Annotated in this window: 19 protein-coding genes; 18 read left to right on the forward strand and 1 reads right to left on the reverse strand. The window is 45.2% G+C overall.

Features of this window, described 5'->3' with window-relative positions; translation table 11 throughout:
• The first annotated feature begins 18 nt into the window (after positions 1-18).
• The 17 genes from MKY97_RS06340 to MKY97_RS06420 all read left to right on the forward strand — a co-directional run bounded on the left by MKY97_RS06340 (position 19) and on the right by MKY97_RS06420 (position 17413).
• Positions 19-981 (forward strand): UDP-glucuronic acid decarboxylase family protein, encoded by a 963-nt coding sequence (locus MKY97_RS06340; protein WP_342554638.1) that lies wholly within the window; start codon positions 19-21, stop codon positions 979-981.
• A 4-nt stretch (positions 982-985) separates the two neighbouring features.
• Positions 986-2179 (forward strand): glycosyltransferase family 4 protein, encoded by a 1194-nt coding sequence (locus MKY97_RS06345; RefSeq protein WP_342554639.1) that lies wholly within the window; start codon positions 986-988, stop codon positions 2177-2179.
• Position 2180: 1 nt separating this feature from the next.
• Positions 2181-3485, forward strand: coding sequence for a hypothetical protein (locus tag MKY97_RS06350; RefSeq protein WP_342554640.1), 1305 nt, complete (start codon positions 2181-2183; stop codon positions 3483-3485).
• Positions 3486-3493: 8 nt separating this feature from the next.
• The gene (locus MKY97_RS06355) at positions 3494-4684 is read left to right on the forward strand and encodes a glycosyltransferase (RefSeq protein WP_342554641.1); all 1191 of its coding nucleotides are present in this window, start codon (positions 3494-3496) and stop codon (positions 4682-4684) included.
• Entirely contained in the window at positions 4665-5747 is a 1083-nt protein-coding gene (locus MKY97_RS06360) for a glycosyltransferase family 1 protein (protein WP_342554642.1), read from the forward strand. The genes MKY97_RS06355 and MKY97_RS06360 overlap by 20 nt, the downstream gene beginning before the upstream one ends.
• A gap of 42 nt (positions 5748-5789) precedes the next feature.
• Positions 5790-6686, forward strand: coding sequence for a glycosyltransferase (locus tag MKY97_RS06365; protein ID WP_342554643.1), 897 nt, complete (start codon positions 5790-5792; stop codon positions 6684-6686).
• A complete protein-coding gene (locus MKY97_RS06370) occupies positions 6686-8071 on the forward strand; it encodes an oligosaccharide flippase family protein (RefSeq protein WP_342554644.1) in 1386 nt (461 codons plus the stop codon). The genes MKY97_RS06365 and MKY97_RS06370 overlap by 1 nt, the downstream gene beginning before the upstream one ends.
• Positions 8037-9038, forward strand: a complete 1002-nt coding sequence (locus MKY97_RS06375; RefSeq protein WP_342554645.1) for a polysaccharide pyruvyl transferase family protein — start codon at positions 8037-8039, stop codon at positions 9036-9038. Before MKY97_RS06370 ends, MKY97_RS06375 begins: the two co-directional genes overlap by 35 nt.
• 29 nt (positions 9039-9067) lie before the next feature.
• Positions 9068-10456 carry a sugar phosphate nucleotidyltransferase gene (locus tag MKY97_RS06380; RefSeq protein WP_342554646.1) on the forward strand — a complete coding sequence of 463 codons (1389 nt, stop codon included), beginning with the start codon at positions 9068-9070 and terminating at the stop codon, positions 10454-10456.
• Positions 10453-11784 (forward strand): UDP-glucose/GDP-mannose dehydrogenase family protein, encoded by a 1332-nt coding sequence (locus MKY97_RS06385; protein WP_342554647.1) that lies wholly within the window; start codon positions 10453-10455, stop codon positions 11782-11784. Before MKY97_RS06380 ends, MKY97_RS06385 begins: the two co-directional genes overlap by 4 nt.
• A gap of 41 nt (positions 11785-11825) precedes the next feature.
• On the forward strand, positions 11826-12743 hold the full coding sequence (locus MKY97_RS06390) for an LCP family protein (protein ID WP_342554648.1): 918 nt from the start codon (positions 11826-11828) through the stop codon (positions 12741-12743).
• Between the two features lie 38 nt (positions 12744-12781).
• Entirely contained in the window at positions 12782-13330 is a 549-nt protein-coding gene (locus MKY97_RS06395) for a VanZ family protein (protein ID WP_342554649.1), read from the forward strand.
• A 92-nt stretch (positions 13331-13422) separates the two neighbouring features.
• Positions 13423-13935, forward strand: coding sequence for a hypothetical protein (locus MKY97_RS06400; protein ID WP_342554650.1), 513 nt, complete (start codon positions 13423-13425; stop codon positions 13933-13935).
• Positions 13936-14231: 296 nt separating this feature from the next.
• Positions 14232-14480 carry a hypothetical protein gene (locus MKY97_RS06405; RefSeq protein ID WP_342554651.1) on the forward strand — a complete coding sequence of 83 codons (249 nt, stop codon included), beginning with the start codon at positions 14232-14234 and terminating at the stop codon, positions 14478-14480.
• Positions 14481-14510: 30 nt separating this feature from the next.
• Positions 14511-15422, forward strand: coding sequence for an ABC transporter ATP-binding protein (locus tag MKY97_RS06410; protein WP_342554652.1), 912 nt, complete (start codon positions 14511-14513; stop codon positions 15420-15422).
• Positions 15406-16206 (forward strand): ABC transporter permease subunit, encoded by an 801-nt coding sequence (locus MKY97_RS06415; protein WP_342554653.1) that lies wholly within the window; start codon positions 15406-15408, stop codon positions 16204-16206. Before MKY97_RS06410 ends, MKY97_RS06415 begins: the two co-directional genes overlap by 17 nt.
• A gap of 133 nt (positions 16207-16339) precedes the next feature.
• Positions 16340-17413: an AI-2E family transporter gene (locus MKY97_RS06420; protein ID WP_342556259.1), complete on the forward strand. Its 1074-nt coding sequence runs from the start codon at positions 16340-16342 to the stop codon at positions 17411-17413.
• A 138-nt stretch (positions 17414-17551) separates the two neighbouring features.
• On the opposite strand, the gene MKY97_RS06425 is transcribed toward MKY97_RS06420, so the two are convergent.
• Complete coding sequence (locus MKY97_RS06425; protein WP_342554654.1) at positions 17552-18904, reverse strand: hemolysin family protein; 1353 nt, start codon at positions 18902-18904, stop codon at positions 17552-17554.
• A 402-nt stretch (positions 18905-19306) separates the two neighbouring features.
• Here MKY97_RS06425 and cls point away from each other — a divergent pair, with 402 nt between their 5' ends.
• Entirely contained in the window at positions 19307-20746 is a 1440-nt protein-coding gene (cls, locus tag MKY97_RS06430) for a cardiolipin synthase (protein WP_342554655.1), read from the forward strand.
• Positions 20747-20874: the final 128 nt, after the last annotated feature.

Raw genomic sequence — 20874 nt, forward strand, 5'->3', positions numbered from 1 at the left:
AATTGGAGGATGATTGGATTGAAACATATTGTTGTTACGGGGGCAGCGGGATTCCTGGGATCGCATCTTGTCAAATCTCTAATTAGTAAAGGACATCGGGTAACCGGGTTGGATAATCTCTCCACCGGTATGATTTCCAATTTGCGAGAGGTGGCGAAAAGCCCCCTTTTTTCTTTTGCTGAAGTCGATGTTACGAACCGGGAGGCGCTCGATTTTCTGAATCAAGAACCCGTGGAGGAAATCTATCATCTTGCATCACCCGCTTCTCCCAAATTCTATCAAGCCAGTTCGATAGAGACAATCTGGGTCAATACGCAGGGGACCTATCATATGCTGGAGCTGGCTCGCAATAAAAAAGCTCGATTCCTATACTCCAGTACGAGTGAGGCCTATGGGGATCCTGAGGTCCATCCACAACCCGAGAGTTATCGCGGGCATGTGAATACATGGGGCCCCCGAGCTTGCTACGATGAGTCCAAGCGTTTGGGGGAAGTGCTGTGTTACGAATATTACACAAAATATCAGGTAGCTGTAAGAGTTGCCCGTATTTTTAACACGTATTCTGCAGGCCTACGCAACGATGATGGCAGAGTCATCTCGAATTTTGTGACTCAGGCACTTACAGGTCAGGATATTACAGTGTATGGTGATGGTTCGCAGACCCGGTCATTCTGCTACGTAGACGACAATATCGAAGGCCTTGAGAAATTGATGGCGTCGGAACAGGCAGAGGGGGAAATCGTTAACATAGGTAATCCATCTGAATACAGCGTGGTTGAAGTAGCCCACATGATCAAAAGGCTGACACAATCGGAAAGTCAAATTGTATATATGCCTTTGCCTCAAGACGATCCGAAAGTCAGAAGACCGGTGATCGATAAAGCGAAGGAACTGCTGGATTGGGAACCAAAAATCAGCCTGGAAGAGGGGCTGGGACAAATGATTCAACATTATCGTTCCATGCTGCTTGGGGCAATCTGATCCCATGGCCAAAATAATGATTGCCCACAGTCTGTACCCGCCGGATATGATTGGAGGTGCGGAAGTTTCTACTCAGATCCTGGCCCAAACGATAAACCGTCAATATGAAGTACAGGTTATGACGGTTGGTGGACATAATGACAGCCAGGTCCGAACCGACATCGTAAACGGAATCAACGTGATTCGCCTTCCCTATAACAATCGGTATTGGATTGGAGAACATGGAAGAAATTCATCTGTTCTAAACAAGGTCGTGTGGCGGGTTCGAGATATTTTCAATTTCAGACAGTATCAGCATATTAAGAAGCATCTTACCGAACATAAACCTGATCTGGTGCATACGCATAACCTCGCTGGACTAAGTCTGGCCATGTGGAGAGCTGCTCACGAGTTGAATATCCCTGTAGTACACACCATTCATGATTTTGCTCTTATTGATCCAATAAAGATACCTGCATATTCCAAAATGTATAGATTGATCTCCAAAAGGTTCAGCCGCATGACTGCATCGGTTATTGGAGTTTCCAATCACATTCTGGGTACGCATACCTCGCTAGGACTATTTGAAAACTCCACGAAACATGTCATATACAACATTGTTGATAACAATCCATGTGCCGCGGAACGGTATAAAGAGAAAAAGGTGAATACAAGCGGACCGATGATCGTCGGATATTTTGGGCAGCTCACGGATGTGAAGGGTGTGGATCATCTGATTCGTGCAGTCAAGGCGCTTGGTCCTGACATTGTCGAGAAACTGTATATCTTTGGTGACGGTCCATTGTTGGATTCATTGAAAGAGTGTGCGTTACCGGATCATCGTATTGAATTCAAGGGTAAGATCCCCAAAACGGATGTCATGAAATATATGGCAGCGGTAGATCTGGTCATTGTTCCCTCTACGTGGAATGAACCCTTTGGATTAGTCGTGATTGAAGCCTATCAAGTGGGTACACCGGTGTATGCCTCGCGGGTTGGAGGTATGGCCGAGATCCTGCTCAATACGGAGAAATATTCGTTTCAACCTAATAGCTCAGAAGATATAACCCGTTCTATTCTGGAATACTTTCATATGAGTGAAAGCGAGAAGGTGGCGTTAAAGGAGCAATGCCATCAATACAGCCTGACTTTTAATGAATCTTACCAGCTCCAAAAACATGCGGATGTTTACGATAGGCTTATCGGGTGTGGAGGTTAAGATGCAGACGATTTCCATGAATAGAGGCAAACCTGTATATATCACTTCGGATGTCGAATCAAAGGGATCAGCATATCAGGTTATGTTTTACGTTTTGCTGGTGTATCTGTCGTTTTACGGTCTGGTATCGGTCTATGTGGATAACATTGTGTTTCGCTCACTTAAGGACGTCGGAATGCTTTTGTTAGCTGTAGTCGGTATGAGCAGGCTGTATCGCGGTCAGCCTAATTTCATCGTTTTGTTTCTGTTCCTGTTTAGTTCGATATTATTCATAGGTTCTATGAATCTTCTTCTGGGCGGGAGCATCGTCTCGTGGGTGTACGGAGTGAAGGTTACTTTTTTGCCTATGTTAATGTTATTTGCCGGAATGTATATAGCTGAAAAAAAGGCGATCTATACATTTGCCAGAACCAATCTAATCATTCTGTTTCTGTTAATTACAGGCTGGCTGATCCAGTATTCTCTAGGGATTGATAAGCTTATTTCGTTAGGTTTTGTTTATGGTGTAAACATCAAGCATTATCTGGAAGGAGTTCCCCGTCTGAATTCCATCACGGTGTCTCCGGATAGCTATGCATATGCTCTGTTGATAACAGGACTAATTGCTGAAAAAGTCCGAACAGCAGAAAAGTATCGTTTATTTCAGATGTTTATCCGTTTGCTCGTTTTCAGCTTCCTGCTTTTATCCACGATCCGATCTGCTTTGGTCTTCTGGATCATCTATCAGATCGTGACATTTGTTCTCCGTGTTCGCAAATACAATCGTAATAATATGCTGCTGCTGTCCGCTGTGTTCCTACTGCTGCCGGGAGCAGTCGTGTTTGGATTTCGTTTAATGGAGAACTATAATCTGCTTTCCATCAATTCTATGTTAGTACGATTTCAGAGCTGGGGATCTTATTTGACATCTCCATTTACAATGAACGGCGTGATTGGGAACGGAATCGGCGCGGTAGGTGCAGCCAGCCGCCGAACCCATATGCTTGGTTTGGAATCTCGTGATTACCCGGTAGACAACCAGTACTTTTCATTCTATGAACAGATCGGTTGGATCGGTATTATTTATCTGGTTGTTTTGTTTGCATGGATGGCGGCATGCCTTCATAAACGAATGATAAGTCTTCCCGCAGCCGATGCTATGAGATTGCCTCAGATGGCCATTGCACTGTTAATGGGTGCGGCAGCAGCCAGTTTTACTACAAATGTACTGGAGCTGTTCCCAGGAAATGTATCGATATGGCTGGTTGTTGGCATGGCACTATATCAACAAAGGGATGTAGACGAAATACCAATACAAAGCAGGTGAGGGTATTCATGAAGGTTTTGCATATAGGAGAATACGTTGTGGGTGGTGTAGCAACCTATCTAAACGAACTAGCAGCGTATCAAAGTCAATTTTTCGATGTGTATTTAATGATGAGCGACTACAATTCAGCCTCTGATTTTGACTTGGACCCGGATCATATCCTGCGTTACGAGTATAGACGTCATCCCAAGTATTTCTTGTCGGCCATGAACTGCATTCGCAAAGCGATTCAACGTATTCAACCGGATATCATTCATATCCACAGCTCTTTTGCAGGGATGCTGGCAAGGAGCTTATTTTTTGTTTTCCCCCCAAAAGCCAGTGTGTTTTATTGTTCTCACGGGTGGTCTTTTTTAATGGATACCAAACCTAGGCTGAAAAAGGCTTACTACATGATCGAGAAAATGTTGGAGTTCAAGACGGACTTTATTATTAATATTTCAAAATATGAATTGGAACAATCCGTACGTTTAGGCATGTCATCTACCAAATCCAGATTCGTATATAGTGGTTTGCGAGAAAGAAATTCAAGACCTTCATCAGAATCCAACACTTCAGTTCTCCTCGATCCTGTAAAAGGAGATAACGTGATCCGGCTTTTATTTGTTGGCCGATATGATCGTCAGAAGGGATTGGATGTGCTTCTGGACGTACTCGCCCAATATCCGGATCTTCAGGACCTGACCCAATTGTATGTGATCGGAGACAGTGTGCTTGAAAAAAACGAGTGGACATTTCCGGAGAATGTCGTACGTCTAGGGTGGGTGGACAACGCTTCGATTGACCTGTATTACCAGCAATGTGATGCCGTTATTATGCCATCTAGATGGGAAGGGCTTCCGCTGGTTGCACTCGAAGCAATGAAGAATCGTAAAGCGGTTATATCGAGCAGCCGTGCCTCCTTGCCGGAACTGGTATCGCATGAAGTTAACGGATACATTTTTGATCTCGATCAGCCCGAGGAATTGGTGCACATATTGAGACGACTGAATAAGAAGAAGTTAACTGAAATGGGAGAAATCGGACGCAGTATATTTGTGGAAAAGTTCAGTGCGGATCGGATGAATGAAGAGTTTGTCAGCTTGTATTATGAAGCTCGCAATGTGAATGTAACGCTTCAGCACGGCACACTTACCTCACGTTCTGAAAACTATAACAGGAATGGAGAGTCACCTAAACATGAATACGATATACATTAATGCTCGCTTTTTGACTCAGACCGTTACGGGAGTGCAGCGGTATGCCATCGAACTCATGAAAGAAATCGATAAACTCATTGATTGCGGAGAAGTTGACGGCACGAAGTATGAGTTCTGTTTGCTTTCTCCAACCAATGTACTCACTCATTTGGATTTAAAACATATTCGTCATCGGAGCGTCGGGAAACTCAAGGGGCATGCATGGGAACAGTTTGAACTTCCGTTCTATTCCAAGGGTGGACTGTTAATTAACCTGTGCAATACTGGTCCGGCGTTTAAACGTAATCAGGTGGTCACCATTCATGATGCATCTGTCTTCAGTTACCCTAACGCATTTTCGTTTGCTTTTCGCTCATGGTATCAGTTTTTGACTGTACGTTTGGGGAAAATCTCTAAACGGGTGATCACCGTATCCAACTTCTCCAAGGGAGAGTTGATTCAACATTGTAAAATTGCTGCACAAAAAGTTTCCGTTACGCATCTGGGCATTGATCATATTCATGAAAGGCAGGCGGCTCAAGGTACGCTTGAGAAATATGGCATTGAATCACCATACGTTTTGGCTGTAAGCACGATGAACCCCTATAAAAATTTCAAGCTGATATTCGAAATTTTACCTGAAGTAAAGGCTCAGAACCTGAATGTCGTCATTGTTGGCTCACAAAACAGCAAGGTCTTCAGCAGTCATATTCAGGATGAATCAGAGGCTGTTCAATGGGTGGGATATGTATCGGATGAGGAACTTAAGGCACTTTACGAAAATGCAGCAGGTTTCATATTCCCCTCATTGTATGAAGGTTTTGGATTACCCCCACTCGAAGCAATGGCATTAGGATGCCCGGTAATTGTCTCCTCCAGAGGGTCTATTCCTGAAGTTTGCGGAGAGGTCGGTTTATATTTTGATCCCCATCAGCCTCAAGAGGCAGCTTCGCGATTGGTGGAAATTTCATCTAATCCGGAACTGGTGCAGCAATTATCCGCCAAGGGTAAGGAACACTCTTCCTTCTTTTCCTGGAATAAATGTGCCAAAGATACGATTAACATCATTATGAATGCAGTATAACGGAGTATTTCAAGAAAAAAACGGCAAGTCTGAGGTGAGAACATGAGGGCATCTGTAGCCATTTGCACACATAACCGAGGCAGTGATACGATGCAGGCGATCGAAAGTCTGTTGAAAGGCGATACCGATGCTGCATCCTATGAAATTCTGGTCATTGATAACTGTTCCACGGATCATACCAAAGTATTATTTGAGTCTATGGATTTCCCTGCACATGTACGTTATGTATACGAGTCTCGATTGGGACTATCCTTCGCAAGGAATAGGGCAATTGAAGAAGCAGAAGGGGAAATTGTCATGTTTCTGGATGATGATGCCTTGGCTTCAACGTCATGGATTAGAGAAGTCGTGAAAATATTTGATATGGATGCTGCCATAGGATGTGTAGGGGGAAAGATTACTCCCATATGGGAAGGCGGAAAGCCGGATTGGATACCGGACGATTTTGTGAGTATGTACTCCATTTTGGACTTTTCGAACGAAATCGTAGAGATGAGTGATCCCCATATTCCATTTGGAGCGAACGTTTCTTTCAGAAAGAGTATATTTAAGGAAATTGAGCCATTCAGAACGGATTTGGGGCGAATAGGAAAAAATCTATTGTCTGGTGAAGAAACGGATCTCATCGGACGTGTTCGAGCAAAATATAAGATTTATTACAATCCATACGCAGCGGTTGAACACAAGATTTCAAAAAGCAGGCTTAATCGACGCTGGTTGCTGCGCAGAGTCTATTGGCAGGGAATCAGTGATGCAGCTTTACAGCAGAAAAATTCAAGCGGAATCTTCAAGCATCTGTTGGTTATCATTCTAGCATGCGTCTATATCATCGTTTCCATGACGAACGTCAAAAAAGTCACCAAGGGGTTAGCTAAAATCGTTTATCGGAATGGGAGTATCGTTGGGACTTTTCGTAAAAGTAAAGGAATGAATGTCTAATGAGCAGCGTCGCAGCTCCCTCAACTCGGCAGTTTGGTTTGCTCCATACGATTCTTATGACGAGTTTCGCTAATATTTTGATTATGGCCGTAACGACGCTTACCTCCATTCTGACAGCTCGCATGTTTGGGGCAGAGGGAAGAGGTGAACTGGCGGCGGTTTTGTTCTGGCCATCTTTTCTGTCGGGGCTCGCAGCTTTGGGGCTGCCGACTTCATTGATCTTTAATGTAAAAAGAAATCAGCATCAGCTGTCGACGTATATCGGTATGAGTTTTGCGATCCAGGTACCCATTAGTGTAATTGTAGGATGTATTAGCTGGTATGGGGTATCCTTTTGGCTGGGCGGGTATTCGGAATCGATTATAGTTCTGGCTCAGTGGTATACAGTGCTCATGGTTCCTCTGCTGCTGCTTATGGGTGTTCTTGCGGCATCTGCACAGGGAACTGAACGATTCATTATTTATAATCTTTCACGTCTGCTTGTACCTTGCTTTAACTTGATTGGTCTGCTTATATTGTGGATTTCCGGTACATTGACAGTCGAACGTGCTGTAGTGACAAGTCTGATTTCGACACTAATCGTATTAGGCATGTACATGTACATGATGCGAACTCATATTTTTGAGTCGGTTGGTACGCTGTTCCGCCAATTCAAAGCCGGTATGGAGCTCTTCAACTACGGTGTTCGCGTATATGGCGTTGAGCTTCTCGGAACGCTTTATACGCAGTTTGACAAGATTATTATCATCACACTGCTTACTCCGCGTGATTTCGGTTTGTATTCAGTGGTTTTTGCGCTGTCCAGAATGTTCGATGTTGTTCAAAATGCGATCGCAAACGTCATTTTCCCAAAAGTCGCTGGCAAGGATAAAGACCAGGTTTTGTCGTTAGTGGGCAGAGCTTTTCGGATCAGTATTTTTCTAATGACTCTAATTGTTGTACCAAGCATGTTTATCGGGCGTTATTTTATCGGTCTTTTCTATGGCGAAGAATTTTTGCAAGCAAGTACAGTATTTTATTTACTTTCGTTTGAATGCATCATTGGTGGAGGTTCATGGATTCTCGCTTCGGCGTTCAATGCGCTTGGGCGGCCAGGTGTTATTCTGTTAAGGCAGATATGTGCGCTGGCTGTGACAGTTACGTTATTTTTTATACTTACACCAACATTCGGTCTTAATGGGATCGGCGTGGCATTGTTAGCGGGGGCGATGGTCCGGATTTTGATGTCTTTGATCTCGATTTCCCTCCTATTCAAACTTCCTATGCGCCGCATGCTCTACAACAAAGAAGATATCGTATTTCTGAGAAGAAAATTCAGAGAGAAAAATCCATTCAAAGGAGCCGGGAAAGATGCCGAACGTGCAGCAGATTCATCCCATGAGTGAATTGAAACAGCGTCTTGAACAGATCTTGGAGGTCATTCCTCCGCGTTCAAAAGTTTATTATATCGATTATCCCGTTCATAGTAATTGCGGCGACCTTTTGATCATGAAAGGAACAGAGGCCTTTTTCAAGGATAATCAAATTCAAGTGATCCAGCGGTTCAGCGTGTATGATTTTGACGAGCGAATGGACATTCCTCGTGATCATATCCTTGTTTTGCACGGAGGAGGAAACTTCGGTGATTTGTACTTAATGCATCAGAACTTGCGGGAAAAAATAGTGGAAAATTATCCGCATCATCGGATCGTACTGCTGCCGCAGACTGTCTATTACCAAAGTGAAGAAGCTTTGCGACAGACCGTCTCTATTTTTAATAAACATAAAGATCTTCATCTATACCTTAGAGATGAGAAATCATTTCAGCTTATATCGGATCATTTCCCGAATTGTAAGGCGAGATTAATGCCTGATATGGCACACCAACTGTGGCCTATTCCGTTCAAGGGATCACCAAGTAAGGAGAGGTTAAACTTTCTACGAATGGATATTGAAGCAGGCGATGAACAAGCTGCTGTCGCTTCCCAGATGCAGGACAATACGCTGGATTGGCATACACTGTATAACAGGTACGAGAGAAAACTGGTGCAGTGGGCAGGAGGCGGGCTTCGTAGAATGAAAGGAAGCAAACTGCTTCAGTTAGGATGGAGGCTGTACAGCGATTATTTGGTCAATAAGGCAATTCGTCGTTTTGCCAAATACGAAACCATTTATACCTCCCGATTGCACGGACATATTCTGTCCTGTTTGATGGCCAAACCCAATGTGCTTATTGACAACTCCTATGGTAAAAATTCCGGTTACTATCATCTCTGGACGCATAAAGTTAACACGGCAAATCTGGCTGAAACCATATCTGGAAGCATATCTGTGAAGCCGAATTACAGAGAGAAACAAACAATAACAGTCTAAAGCCGAATACACGAATTGGAGTGGTTGCTTTGAGAATTGTACTTCTATCCGGCGGATCGGGCAAAAGGTTATGGCCGTTGTCCAACGACACAAGGTCCAAGCAATTTTTGAAAGTACTTGAAGGTGAAGATGGACAGACGGAATCGATGGTACAGCGCGTATGGAGGCAGCTGGAACGTACAGGGCTTGGTGGGCAGGCAGTGATTGCAACGAGCAAACCTCAGGTGGAAATTTTGAGAAGCCAGCTGGGTTATGACGTAGATCTGGTTGTGGAGCCTGAACGCAGGGACACCTTTCCTGCCATTGCTTTGGCAGCCGTATATCTATACTCCGTGCAGGGAGCCGGCTTAAATGAAACGGTCGTGATGCTTCCCGTTGATCCCTACGTGGACGAATCCTTTTTTTATAAAGTTACAGAGCTGGAGAGCGTGCTGCACGAGTCCGGTGCAGAACTGGCCTTAATTGGAGTAAAACCGACGTATCCTTCCGAGAAGTATGGATATATCATTCCAGAGCAGCTTGAAACCAAGCAATCCGAGCGTTACACCAAAGTATCCCGTTTTCATGAGAAACCCCGTGAAGCTGAAGCGGCAGAGATGATTGAACAATCTGCCCTTTGGAATTGCGGGGTTTTTGCATTCAAGCTGAATTATCTAATCAATCTGCTGATTTCACTGGAGCTGCCCATTCAATATGAAGAAATGCTGAAGCAGTACGGCAGATTGCAGAAAATCAGCTTTGATTACCAGGTGGTGGAGAAGGCTCGTCATATTGTCGTCACACCGTATGAAGGATATTGGAAAGACCTGGGCACATGGAACACCCTGACGGACGAGATGAGCACCCATATTGTAGGCAAAGGTGTCATGACAAACAGTACCGTCAATACACATCTGATCAATGAATTAAACATTCCGGTATGTGTGCTGGGCGTATCCAATCTTATCGTCGCGGCAAGTCCTGACGGCATTCTCGTTAGTGAGAAAGAGGCAAGTCCGCAGATTAAAGAGGTGCTGAAGGATAGCGCTGAGCGACCTATGTATGAGGAACGCCGATGGGGCTGTTACAAGGTTCTGGATTATACACGCAATGTCAAAGGAGAAGAGGTACTAACCAAGCGCATTATCATTGAACCCAATAAAAACTTTTCTTATCAGTACCATCTCGAGCGAAATGAAGTTTGGACCGTTGTCTCGGGTCAAGGTGAGTTCATTCTGGATGGTGAGCTGAGGCCGCTTCATCAGGGCGATGTCGTTGTGATTCCTGCAGGCGGGAAACACAGTGTAAAGGCAGTGACAGAACTCGAAATTATCGAGGTGCAGATGGGCCGAGAACTGGTAGAAGAGGATATCGTGCGCGTTGAGATGGAGTGGCAGGATATTTTACTAAATTGCGTGAATTGGAGGGAAACAAGATGAATATTGCGGTGATTGGAACGGGATACGTAGGTCTTGTATCGGGGGTATGTTTTTCGGAGATCGGCAATCAGGTCATCTGTGTAGACAACAATGAGGACAAAGTAGAGATGCTGAACAAGGGCGTCGTGCCCATCTACGAACCTGGTCTTCAAGAGTTGATGACCTCCAATATGCAGGCAGGCAAATTATCCTTCACTTCCAAGATCGGTGAGGCAGTACACCAGGCAGACATTGTATTTATTGCGGTAGGCACTCCATCTCTTCCTAATGGCGAGGCCAACCTGAGTTATGTAGAGCAGGCAGCGTACGAAATCGGGACCCACATCGAAAGCTACAAAATAATCGTGACCAAAAGCACCGTCCCTGTAGGTACCAATGACCGTATTCGTGATCTCATTCGCAGCATATCTTCTCAGCCCTTCGACATGGCCTCGGTTCCCGAGTTTCTGCGTGAAGGATCGGCGATCAAGGATACGCTGAACCCCGATCGGATTGTAATCGGAACCAGCAGTAATCGGGCCATTCAAACGTTGAAGAAGCTTCATCGTCCATTGACCAACAATCTGGTCATCACAGACATCCGCTCGGCCGAAATGATTAAATATGCCTCCAACGCATTTCTGGCAACCAAAATCTCATTTATTAATGAGATTTCGAATATTTGCGAGAAAGTCGGAGCTGATGTTACACGCGTTGCAGAAGGCATGGGGTATGACAAGCGCATTGGGGCTTCCTTTTTGAAGGCGGGTATCGGTTATGGAGGATCTTGTTTTCCCAAAGATACGCAGGCGCTGATCCAGATTGCAGGCATGGTCGATTATGATTTCAGGCTGTTGAAATCCGTCGTGCAGGTGAATCAGGATCAGCGTATGCAGGTCATTTACAAGCTGGAGGAAGCGATCGGGTCACTGGCTGGTAAAACGATTGCGGTCTGGGGGCTTGCGTTCAAACCGGATACGGACGATGTTCGTGACGCTCCGGCCATTGATATTATTCAATACTTAATAGATGCTGGAGCTGCAGTCAAAGCGTATGATCCGATTGCAGCAGATAACTTCCGTAAAGAGATCGACATAACCTCCATCTCGTGGGGGAATAACCCGCTCCAAGCTGCCGAGGGTGCAGATGCAATCTGTGTGCTGACGGAATGGAAAGAGTTTGCCCAGGTAGATCTGAATGCATTAGCTAAAATGATGAAGGTGCCGGTTATGATTGATGGCCGCAATGTTTACAGTGCAGAACAGATTCAGGCATCTGCCATCCAATATTACTCGGTGGGACGTCCGAGTCTGACCAAGCTGGAAGGGAAAGCAGCAGCGATCATTTGACGGGCTGATGAATATTAAGAATATGAGTGAGGAAGATCCCCATGAAAAAGTGGATGAAATGGACAGCATGGCTGGTTTCGCTGTTTGTTATCGTTGTATTCGGTTACGCCATCTATCTCTATCAATCGGTCAAATCAACCGCAGATCAGATCTATGAGCCGCGAAATCCGGTGCAGCCTGTTGCGGTAACTGATGAGAGAGGCGGACTTCAGGTGGATATCAACCGCAAAGAGCCTTTCAATGCACTGATCCTAGGGGTGGATGAGCGCCCGAATGACAGAGGCCGTTCGGATACAATGATTGTTCTAAGTGTAAATCCGGGGAAAAAGAAAGTGCTTATGTTTAATATTCCGCGGGATACGCGAACGGAAATAGTGGGGCGCAGCACCGAAGACAAGATCAATCATGCGTACGCCTTTGGAGGCGTGGATATGTCTCTGGCTACCGTGGAGCAATTTTTGGGCACGCCCATTCACTATTACATGAAAGTAGATATGGAGGGCTTCTCCAAAATTATTGATCTGTTAGGTGGAGTAGATGTGAATAACCCTTTTGCCTTTGATTATGAAGGGAGACGGTATGAGCAGGGCAGTATCCACCTGGATGGTGCTGCAGCACTCGGGTTCTCCAGAATGCGTTACGATGATCCGAAGGGAGACTTGGGCCGTAATGATCGTCAGCGGGAGGTGCTGAAACAGCTGCTGAAGAATACGATGCAGTTCTCCAGTGTGCTTCATCTTCAGAATATGCTTGATGAACTGGGAACACATGTCAGGACTGATCTAACATTTGATGAGATGAAAGAGCTGCTTCTGGACTATCCAGGTGATCTGGAAGAGATTGATACGGTAGAAATCAAGGGTAAGGGTGAGAAACTCAACGGAATTTATTATTTTATCGTCAATCAGCAGGAAAAGGATCGCATTCATGGAATACTGAAGCAGCATCTGGAGCCGTAAAGATAGTCTGCAGTACTGCAAGGAAAGTGGTGAAAACATTGCTCAAGACGGAGGGACGGAAAGCAAGTAAAATACGAAAACAGCAGCGAAAGCCTCGAGCATACACCTATATTTTTTGGCTGATGCTGGCCGGATGCTGGATTGCTGTCATTTGGTCGTTATCCGGTCAATCTTATCAGCAGCAGGACATCCAGCCGTGGCTTCATCGATTAACCCAACAGGTGCACATCGGGGTCATACTACCCGATGTGCACCTGTTTTATAATGGTCAGGAGTATTCGCTGCAGCAGAGACCTTACGCGTTTATCGAGTTTGTATTTCGTAAGACTGCACATTTGTTTGTGTATGCTGTACTCGCCGTGCTGGTTTATGGAGGATTGCGATACAAGAGAGTACGTGTAATGACCTGTATTATTACGGCCCTGGTCATTGTAGTGATCATTGCCTCCACCGACGAATATATCCAACAGTTCAGTCCTAATCGGACAAGTTCAATCTGGGATGTCGGTGTGGATTTGATCGGCGGGTGCTGCGGGATCGCGATTTATACCGGGATCAGAGCTTTATTAACCAAAAGAAAAAATTGATTTCCCAGGAAATGCAGTTTCCTGTCTCATTGAACTTCTACTTGTCTGCCAACCATCATAATTATGGGATAGCAGGACAAGGAGGCTGGATTATGCTGCGAAGAAGAAATCGGAATACAATGCTCAAAAGGATCGCTTTTATATTGTTCGTGCTGCTTTTACTGTGGCTGATCGGCAGGAGCTTACCCGCATTGTTCCGTGCAGATGCCCCTGATGGGGCTGCAGCAGCAGCGGAAGAGTTCTATAAATACGAGCAATCAGGTGACTTCGGGAGCTCCTGGGAGCTGTTTCATCCATTAATGAAAGAACGATTCCCGAAGAGTGCCTATGTCCAGAACAGGGCGCATATTTTCATGCAGCATTTTGGTGTGCAGACCTTTAAATTACAGATGGAATCGCCGGAGCGGGAGTTCGATGTGCAGATCATTCAAGGCGTGAAACCTTTTCCGGAAGCTTACAAAATAAAAGTTACACAGACGTATTCCGGAACCTTTGGGGAATTTGATCTAGTGCAGATGTGTTATCTGGTACAGGATGGTAAGGAATGGACGCTGCTGTGGTATTATCCAGATGAGAGGAATACCGACACTGAAAATAAGTCGTGAGCGATTCTGCTGCATAACAGCAGTGAATGAATCGACTGTTACATATTATGTTATGTATTTGAAGGTTGACCGGACCGATTTGTATCATTAGTCCCTGATCAAGCGCTGTAAATGCGAGACTTTTGTCGCGTTTATAGCGCTTTTTTTAGTTTTGGCCCTGTTTTTATGCTTAAAAAGCTTGACAATAGTCCCGGTGTCAAGTAAATTACGAATTAGGATACAAAATGTATCAATTTTCAGCGTCTAACGACAAATAACAGGGGACCAGAGGCTCCCTGTGAGGGGAAGGTATTCCATTGAATGAAACGGGCCGCTTTTACTGTGTCAGTTGTGGGATGATTGTGTCGGTCGCCAGAGACGAAGCCTTGAAGGATGAGGGCTGCGGAGGCAATCACGTGTTTCGTACCGGATTTTATCGGAGTGAAATGCCGCTTGGATACTGTGAAGCGTGTGTAGTTGAGTCAAAACGAGAAGGGAAATCCCAGTTTGCAGGACAATATACTAAAGATTATGATACACTATGCTCATATGAGAAACGGGCATAACATAAGCCCGTCCATGAAGGAGAGGATTGAATGCAGCAGGAGCCGGTTGTCCGACTTCAGGGTGTCAGTAAAATCATTTCCTCCCGATCATTGGTCAGCGACCTGACCCTGGATATTTCTCCGGGGCAGGTTTTTGGTTTTTTAGGACCGAATGGCGCGGGGAAAACAACGACTATTCGTATGATGGTCGGTTTGATGTCCATTAGTAAAGGAGATATTTTGATCTCTGGACACAGTGTGAAGAATGAGTTTGAAAAGGCCATATCCCAGGTAGGCGCAATAGTAGAAAATCCGGAAATGTACAAGTTTCTGACCGGATACCAGAATCTGGTGCACTTTGCCCGCATGTCGCCGGGTGTTACCAAGGAGCGTATTACAGAAACCATTGAGCGTGTAGGCTTGACAGCCCGCATTCACGACAAGGTCAAAACCTATTCCTTGGGTATGCGCCAGCGTCTTGGTGTCGCACAGGCTATACTACATAGACCTAAGCTGCTTGTTCTGGATGAGCCAACCAATGGTCTGGACCCTCAGGGGATTAGGGAGCTGAGAGATTATCTGCGGCTTCTCACGCATGAAGAAGGGATCACCGTCTTTGTATCGAGCCATCTGTTGTCCGAGATGGAATTGATGTGTGACACCGTGGCTATTATTCAGAACGGCAAACTGATCGATGTTCGAAATCTGCGGGATGAGCAGGGTTCAGATGCTTTAATTGAAGTTGGCTTTGAAGTGAATGAGGCTGAGCGTGCTGTCCAACTTTTGGAGGGAGAGGCCGTTATTCAGGGTAACGTTATCGTCATGTCTCTCTCACGTGAACAGATTCCGGAGGTGAATGCCAGACTGGTACGTGAAGGCGTGCAGGTTTACGGCATTCGCAGTGTGACTCGTACGTTGGAAGATCAATTCTTGCAAGTGACTGGAGGTGGCGGTATTGGGTAGTTTCGGCAATCTGCTGCTGAATGAAAATATGAAAGTGTTCCGTCGTGTGCGCACCTGGGTTATGTTAGCTATTCTTGCTCTGATATCGCTTCTAATGCCTGTGTTAATGAAGCAGGGGATGGGAACAAGCGATGTGCTGTATTGGCAGCCAGCAGCTACAACGGTTCAAATTGCATTTTTCCTGAATACGATTTTCTGTGTCGTCGTTGCAGCCGAATCGGTTGCGGGTGAATTTACGTGGGGCACCATTAAACTGTTACTCATCCGTCCGTGGTCACGCAGCAAAATTCTGGCTTCCAAATATCTGACGGTAGTGGGCTTCAGTATACTAAGTACACTACTCGTCATTGGTATGGCCATGCTCAGTTCTTATATTCTGTTCTCCCATGATGTTTCGGTAGAGAGTGGTGTAATGGCAGGCGATGCGTTTACGAGATGGAGCTATCTGTATATCGACCTTTTCATTACACTCGCGATTGCTTTTATGGTATCTTCTGTATTTCGTTCGGGTGCGCTTGCAATCGGTTTGTCCTTGTTTATCATGTTCACGCAAAATATATTTTCACTGATTTTTAATCCGGATCGATATGAATGGGCTAAATATGTTCTGTTCAACAATATGGATCTGAGCAAATATATGAACCCTTCGTCGGGCATGGGATTATTAAACGGCCCAAGTGAAGGGATGACTCTCGGGTTCTCTTTAGCGGTTCTCGGTGTATATTATGTCATCTTTATGGTGATTTCCTGGGTTGTATTTAACAAAAGAGATGTGGCAGGTTAATTCCTGCCTCTTTTTTGTGTTCATATGAGGCATAGCTGTCTATTTAGGGTACATACTGGTATTGTAATGTTAGAAATATATTATGGCTGCAGTCACCTTGGTATGACGGCACACGGAGGGATCAATCTTCTTGATGAACAACAAATTTTACCGCGTATGCATAGCAATTATTTTGCTTTTGCTGATCGTGTATTTGGGGGATAAAGTTAACTTTATTTTCCGCCCTCTTACCTCGCTGATTCATATCATTATTATCCCGCTGCTGATCGCAGGATTTTTCTATTATTTGCTGCGTCCGCTTGTGGACTTCATGGAACGGCACAAAATAAAAAGGGCACTGTCTGTGCTCATTATTTATGTCGCTGTTGGACTGCTTATCGCAGGATTCAGTGTTGTCGTATGGCCTTCGCTGCGGGAGCAGCTATGGAATTTTATCGAAAACACACCTGCGCTTATTTCTTCCCTTATAGAGCAGATTAAAGCACTGGAAAATAATCGTTTTCTCGCCCGGTACCTGCCTGAGGATTCGGATTTATTCACCCGTTTATCCAAGTATCTAAGCCAGGGGATTACGCAGGTGACCGATTATGTTTCCGGTTTGTTCTCCGTCGTGTCCAACCTGGTCATTATTCTGGCCACCTTCCCGATTATGCTCTATTACATGCTCAAGGAAGGGAATAAGTTTGGTACCAACCTGACACTGCTGCTGCCAAGGCATTATCGGAAAGACGGGGAAGAGACCGTACATGAAATCGATGAGGCCTTGAGCAATTATATTGTAGGCCGGGTTATCGTTAATGTGGCACTGGGGATTCTGATGTTTATCGGTTTTATCTTGATCGGCCTGCCTTATGCGCTGTTATTAACAGTGGTGTCCATCATCCTGAATTTTATCCCTTATGTAGGTGCCCTGCTGGCAGCCATTCCCGTTGTAATCGTTGCTTTTATCGACTCACCTTCCATGGCGCTCTGGTCCTTAATTATTATCGTAGTTGCCCAGCAGATCCAGGATAATCTGATCTCGCCGTATGTGTATGGCAAGCAGCTTGATATTCATCCGCTGACCACGGTCATCCTGCTGCTCGTCGGAGCGGACCTCGGCAGCATTCTCGGGATGATTATCATTATCCCGCTGTATATGATTCTCAAAATTATATTCCGTAAAATTCAGAACCGGATTGTTGAGGATAAAGCAGAGGTGAAATGAGAGGGTGTTGGAGTCATGTGAAGCAGTACAGGATCGTGGTACGAGAGGAACGAAACGAGCATTGCCGAATGCTTCATGTGGTGGAATAGAAAAGGTCTGTCCTTCGTCAATGATGACGATGAGACAGACCTTTTAAAATTATGCTTGTGCTTCTTTTTGATCTTGATTAGTGTACCCTGACATATCCAGCGGTTCTTTCGGAACGATGGCGACTTTGTAGAAGCGATTTTTATCTTTTTCCAGCAGAACGAAGGTCATGTTCTCATATTCATACTCTTCCTGTTCATCCATCTCCGGACGATGGCTGTAGAGCCATCCGCCGATGGTGTCCCACTCATCTGCATCCAGGGATGACATGAACATATCGTTGACCTTCGATAGTGAAACTTTGCCGTCGAAAATGACATAGTGCTCATTCACAATCTGAATCTCTTCCTCTTCATCTGCATCGAACTCGTCGCGGATCTCGCCGACGATCTGCTCCAGCACATCCTCAATCGTTACAATACCGGAAGTGCCTCCGTACTCATCAACCAGCACAGCGATGTGTACGCCGTCCTTCTGCATTTTCTTGAGCAGATCCTTGACGGGAGTTGTCTCATGCACAGCGGACACAGGCTGAATCAGCGAAGACAGGTCCACAGGTTCATGATTACCGTACAGTTCAAGGAAGAATTGTTTCGTATTAATGATTCCGATAATATCGTCCTTGCTCTCATTAACGACCGGGAACCGGGTGTACTGTTCTTCTCGAATGATCTCCAGATTTTCCTCGTTCGTTTTATTTAGATAAAGGCAGACCATGTCGGTCCGTGGAACCATGATTTCTTTGGCCAGCATCTCGTCAAAAGCAAAAATTCGGCTCACATATCCAAATTCAGCCTGATTGATTTTACCACTCTCAAAGCTTTCGTTAATGATGATCTGCAGCTCCTCTTCAGAGTGTGCCTCTTCATGTTCAGAAGCTGGCTTGATGCCAAACAATTTAACCAATTGGTTCGCAGAGCCGTTTAACAGCCAGATAAAAGGATACATCACTCGGTTAAACAAGATGATAGGACCGGACGTCAGCAGTGCAACGGTCTCGGCTTTGCGGATCGCAATGGTTTTGGGCGCAAGCTCGCCTACAACCACGTGCAGATAAGTAATCGCTACAAAAGCAATAACAAATGACAAGAAGGAAGCAAGTGCATCCGGAATGCTCATGCTTTCGAACACAGGGTGGAGAATCTTCTCAACCGTGGGTTCACCAAGCCAGCCCAGTCCGAGAGACGTGATGGTTATCCCGAGCTGACATGCAGACAGATACCCATCCAGATTGGCAACGGTCTGCTTGACCGCAAGTGCACGTTTGTTCCCTTCAGCAATCATTTGATCGATTCGGCTCGGACGAACCCGTACCAGAGCGAACTCTACTGCCACAAAAAATGCTGATAATCCTATCAAAAATGCAACCATAACCAAATTTATCGCATACCTCTCACTGTCCATTCACTACTCTTCTCCTTCTAAGTAATAAGTTTTAACGAGTATTATATCTAATTTTACGTAAGAAGACCACCTTCTCCTGCAGAAAAGAGGAAGAGTCTGGAAGGTGGGTTAGTCAAAACAGTACAGCATAAGGTGGTTTTTCTGCAGCTTCAGCTGTTATGTCATAGGATACAGAGTCATTATGGACAAGGCTGAAGAGAAAAATCTCTTATCCAAATTTTACGAGAAGCTGGCTATGTAAAGTTTTATCTAAGGAATCGTTACGAACCGGGTCGACATTGGGTATCTATGATTAGCTGGGAGCAATACCGTCAAAGATGATTAAAATGACGGACAGATAGACAAGCTTGGAAAGCAGGGGAACGGAACACTAGAAAAGTAAGGGGTTAAGGGGGAGGCCGCATGTTCTGGCTGGTTATTATTTTACTTATTTTTATTTTTCAGGCTGCTACAATTCTTATACTGGAATTCCGCAACCCGGCCAAAGCGGTGGCTTGGCTGTTCATCTTATTTTGTGTACCTCTGATTGGATTTGTGGTGTATTATTTTGTGGCTCAAGACTACAGTAAACGCAAGAAGCTGCGAAAAGGTGGGTCGCGAATTTTCCGGGAAATGCGTGAAACCATATGGAAGCAGGCACACATCGTCCATGAGATTGCCCAAATGCCAGGAGATAAATACAATCACCAGCATCGTCTGTTTAACCTTTTATCTCATCTGTCCGAGAGTCCGATTACGGGATGCAACCGGAGCAAGGTGCTGACGAATGGAGAAGAGGCTTTTGCGGCGATGCTGAGAGAGATGGAAAAGGCCGAGCATCATCTGCATGTGGAGTTTTATATTTTCAGGGATGATGTCATCGGAACTCGCTTTCAGCAGGTGATGATCCGTAAAGCGCAGGAGGGAGTAAAGGTCCGGTTCATCTGCGATGGACTAGGCAGTCATCACCTGAGCTGGAGTTTTATTCGCAAAATGCAGGATGCAGGTGTCGAGTTTCATTTTTTTCTGCCGCCACTTATCGCCACAATTGATCGCAGGGTCAACTATCGCAACCATCGTAAAATTGTAGTTGTCGATGGCAAGGTTGGCTTTGTCGGCGGCATTAACGTCGGTGATGATTACCTGGGTCTATATCCGGAGGTTGGCTTTTGGCGGGATACTCATGTGCAGATTGAAGGGGATGCGGTTTATTTTCTCCAAAGCACGTTTCTGAATGACTGGAAACTCGCTTCGGGAAAACGAATTATGGAGCCTCAGCTTGCGGGATTATTTCCACCGCATATTTGCAGTGGAGGGGAGCGCATTCAGATTTTGGGGAGCGGGCCTGACCAGGATTGGGATGCCATACAGGAAATGTGTTTTGGCGCGATTTCCGTTGCGTATGAACGCATATATATAACAACGCCGTACTTTATTCCTGATCCCGCCCTTTACGAGGCTCTTAAGACCGCTGCAGTCAGTGGTGTAGATGTAAGGATTATCATTCCTTATCAATCCGATTCCCGGCTGGTGCATCTGGCATCCCTCTCTTATGTAGAAGAGCTGCTTCGCGCTGGTGTGAAGTTTTATCAATACCGCAAAGGTTTTGTTCATGCGAAAGTGATGATTGTAGATGAGCTGCTGGCTACGGTAGGCACAGCCAATATGGATATGCGCAGTTTTTTCTGCAACTTTGAATTAACGGCTGTATTGTTTGAGGACACTGCAATTCATCGTCTGCTTCATGATTTTGAACGGGATCTGGAGGAGTGCAGCCAGATCGAACCCCTTGTATTCCAACATCGCTCACGCCTGCAAAAAGGGGCTGAAATGCTTTCTCGGATGCTTTCTCCGCTTCTATAGCCGATTTAGGGCAGATTTCTGAAGATAAATTCACTTTTTGCGAATTTATCTTCTTTTTGCTAAGTATTTTGCTCCAATTTGATCTTTTATGATATAATAGTTATATAAATCATGTCGTGGCGAAGGAG

Source organism: Paenibacillus sp. FSL R7-0652, from assembly GCF_038595045.1.
Lineage (GTDB): Bacteria > Bacillota > Bacilli > Paenibacillales > Paenibacillaceae > Paenibacillus.

Bases quoted from the DNA above. Each gene is read 5' to 3' on its own strand.
- MKY97_RS06345 (WP_342554639.1), top strand. From the start codon at position 986: ATGGCCAAAATAATGATTGCCCACAGTCTGTACCCGCCGGATATGATT.
- MKY97_RS06350 (WP_342554640.1), top strand. From the start codon at position 2,181: ATGCAGACGATTTCCATGAATAGAGGCAAACCTGTATATATCACTTCG.
- MKY97_RS06355 (WP_342554641.1), top strand. From the start codon at position 3,494: ATGAAGGTTTTGCATATAGGAGAATACGTTGTGGGTGGTGTAGCAACC.
- MKY97_RS06360 (WP_342554642.1), top strand. From the start codon at position 4,665: ATGAATACGATATACATTAATGCTCGCTTTTTGACTCAGACCGTTACG.
- MKY97_RS06365 (WP_342554643.1), top strand. From the start codon at position 5,790: ATGAGGGCATCTGTAGCCATTTGCACACATAACCGAGGCAGTGATACG.
- MKY97_RS06370 (WP_342554644.1), top strand. From the start codon at position 6,686: ATGAGCAGCGTCGCAGCTCCCTCAACTCGGCAGTTTGGTTTGCTCCAT.
- MKY97_RS06375 (WP_342554645.1), top strand. From the start codon at position 8,037: ATGCCGAACGTGCAGCAGATTCATCCCATGAGTGAATTGAAACAGCGT.
- MKY97_RS06385 (WP_342554647.1), top strand. From the start codon at position 10,453: ATGAATATTGCGGTGATTGGAACGGGATACGTAGGTCTTGTATCGGGG.
- MKY97_RS06390 (WP_342554648.1), top strand. From the start codon at position 11,826: ATGAAAAAGTGGATGAAATGGACAGCATGGCTGGTTTCGCTGTTTGTT.
- MKY97_RS06400 (WP_342554650.1), top strand. From the start codon at position 13,423: ATGCTGCGAAGAAGAAATCGGAATACAATGCTCAAAAGGATCGCTTTT.
- MKY97_RS06410 (WP_342554652.1), top strand. From the start codon at position 14,511: ATGCAGCAGGAGCCGGTTGTCCGACTTCAGGGTGTCAGTAAAATCATT.
- MKY97_RS06420 (WP_342556259.1), top strand. From the start codon at position 16,340: ATGAACAACAAATTTTACCGCGTATGCATAGCAATTATTTTGCTTTTG.
- MKY97_RS06425 (WP_342554654.1), bottom strand. From the start codon at position 18,904: ATGGACAGTGAGAGGTATGCGATAAATTTGGTTATGGTTGCATTTTTG.
- cls (WP_342554655.1), top strand. From the start codon at position 19,307: ATGTTCTGGCTGGTTATTATTTTACTTATTTTTATTTTTCAGGCTGCT.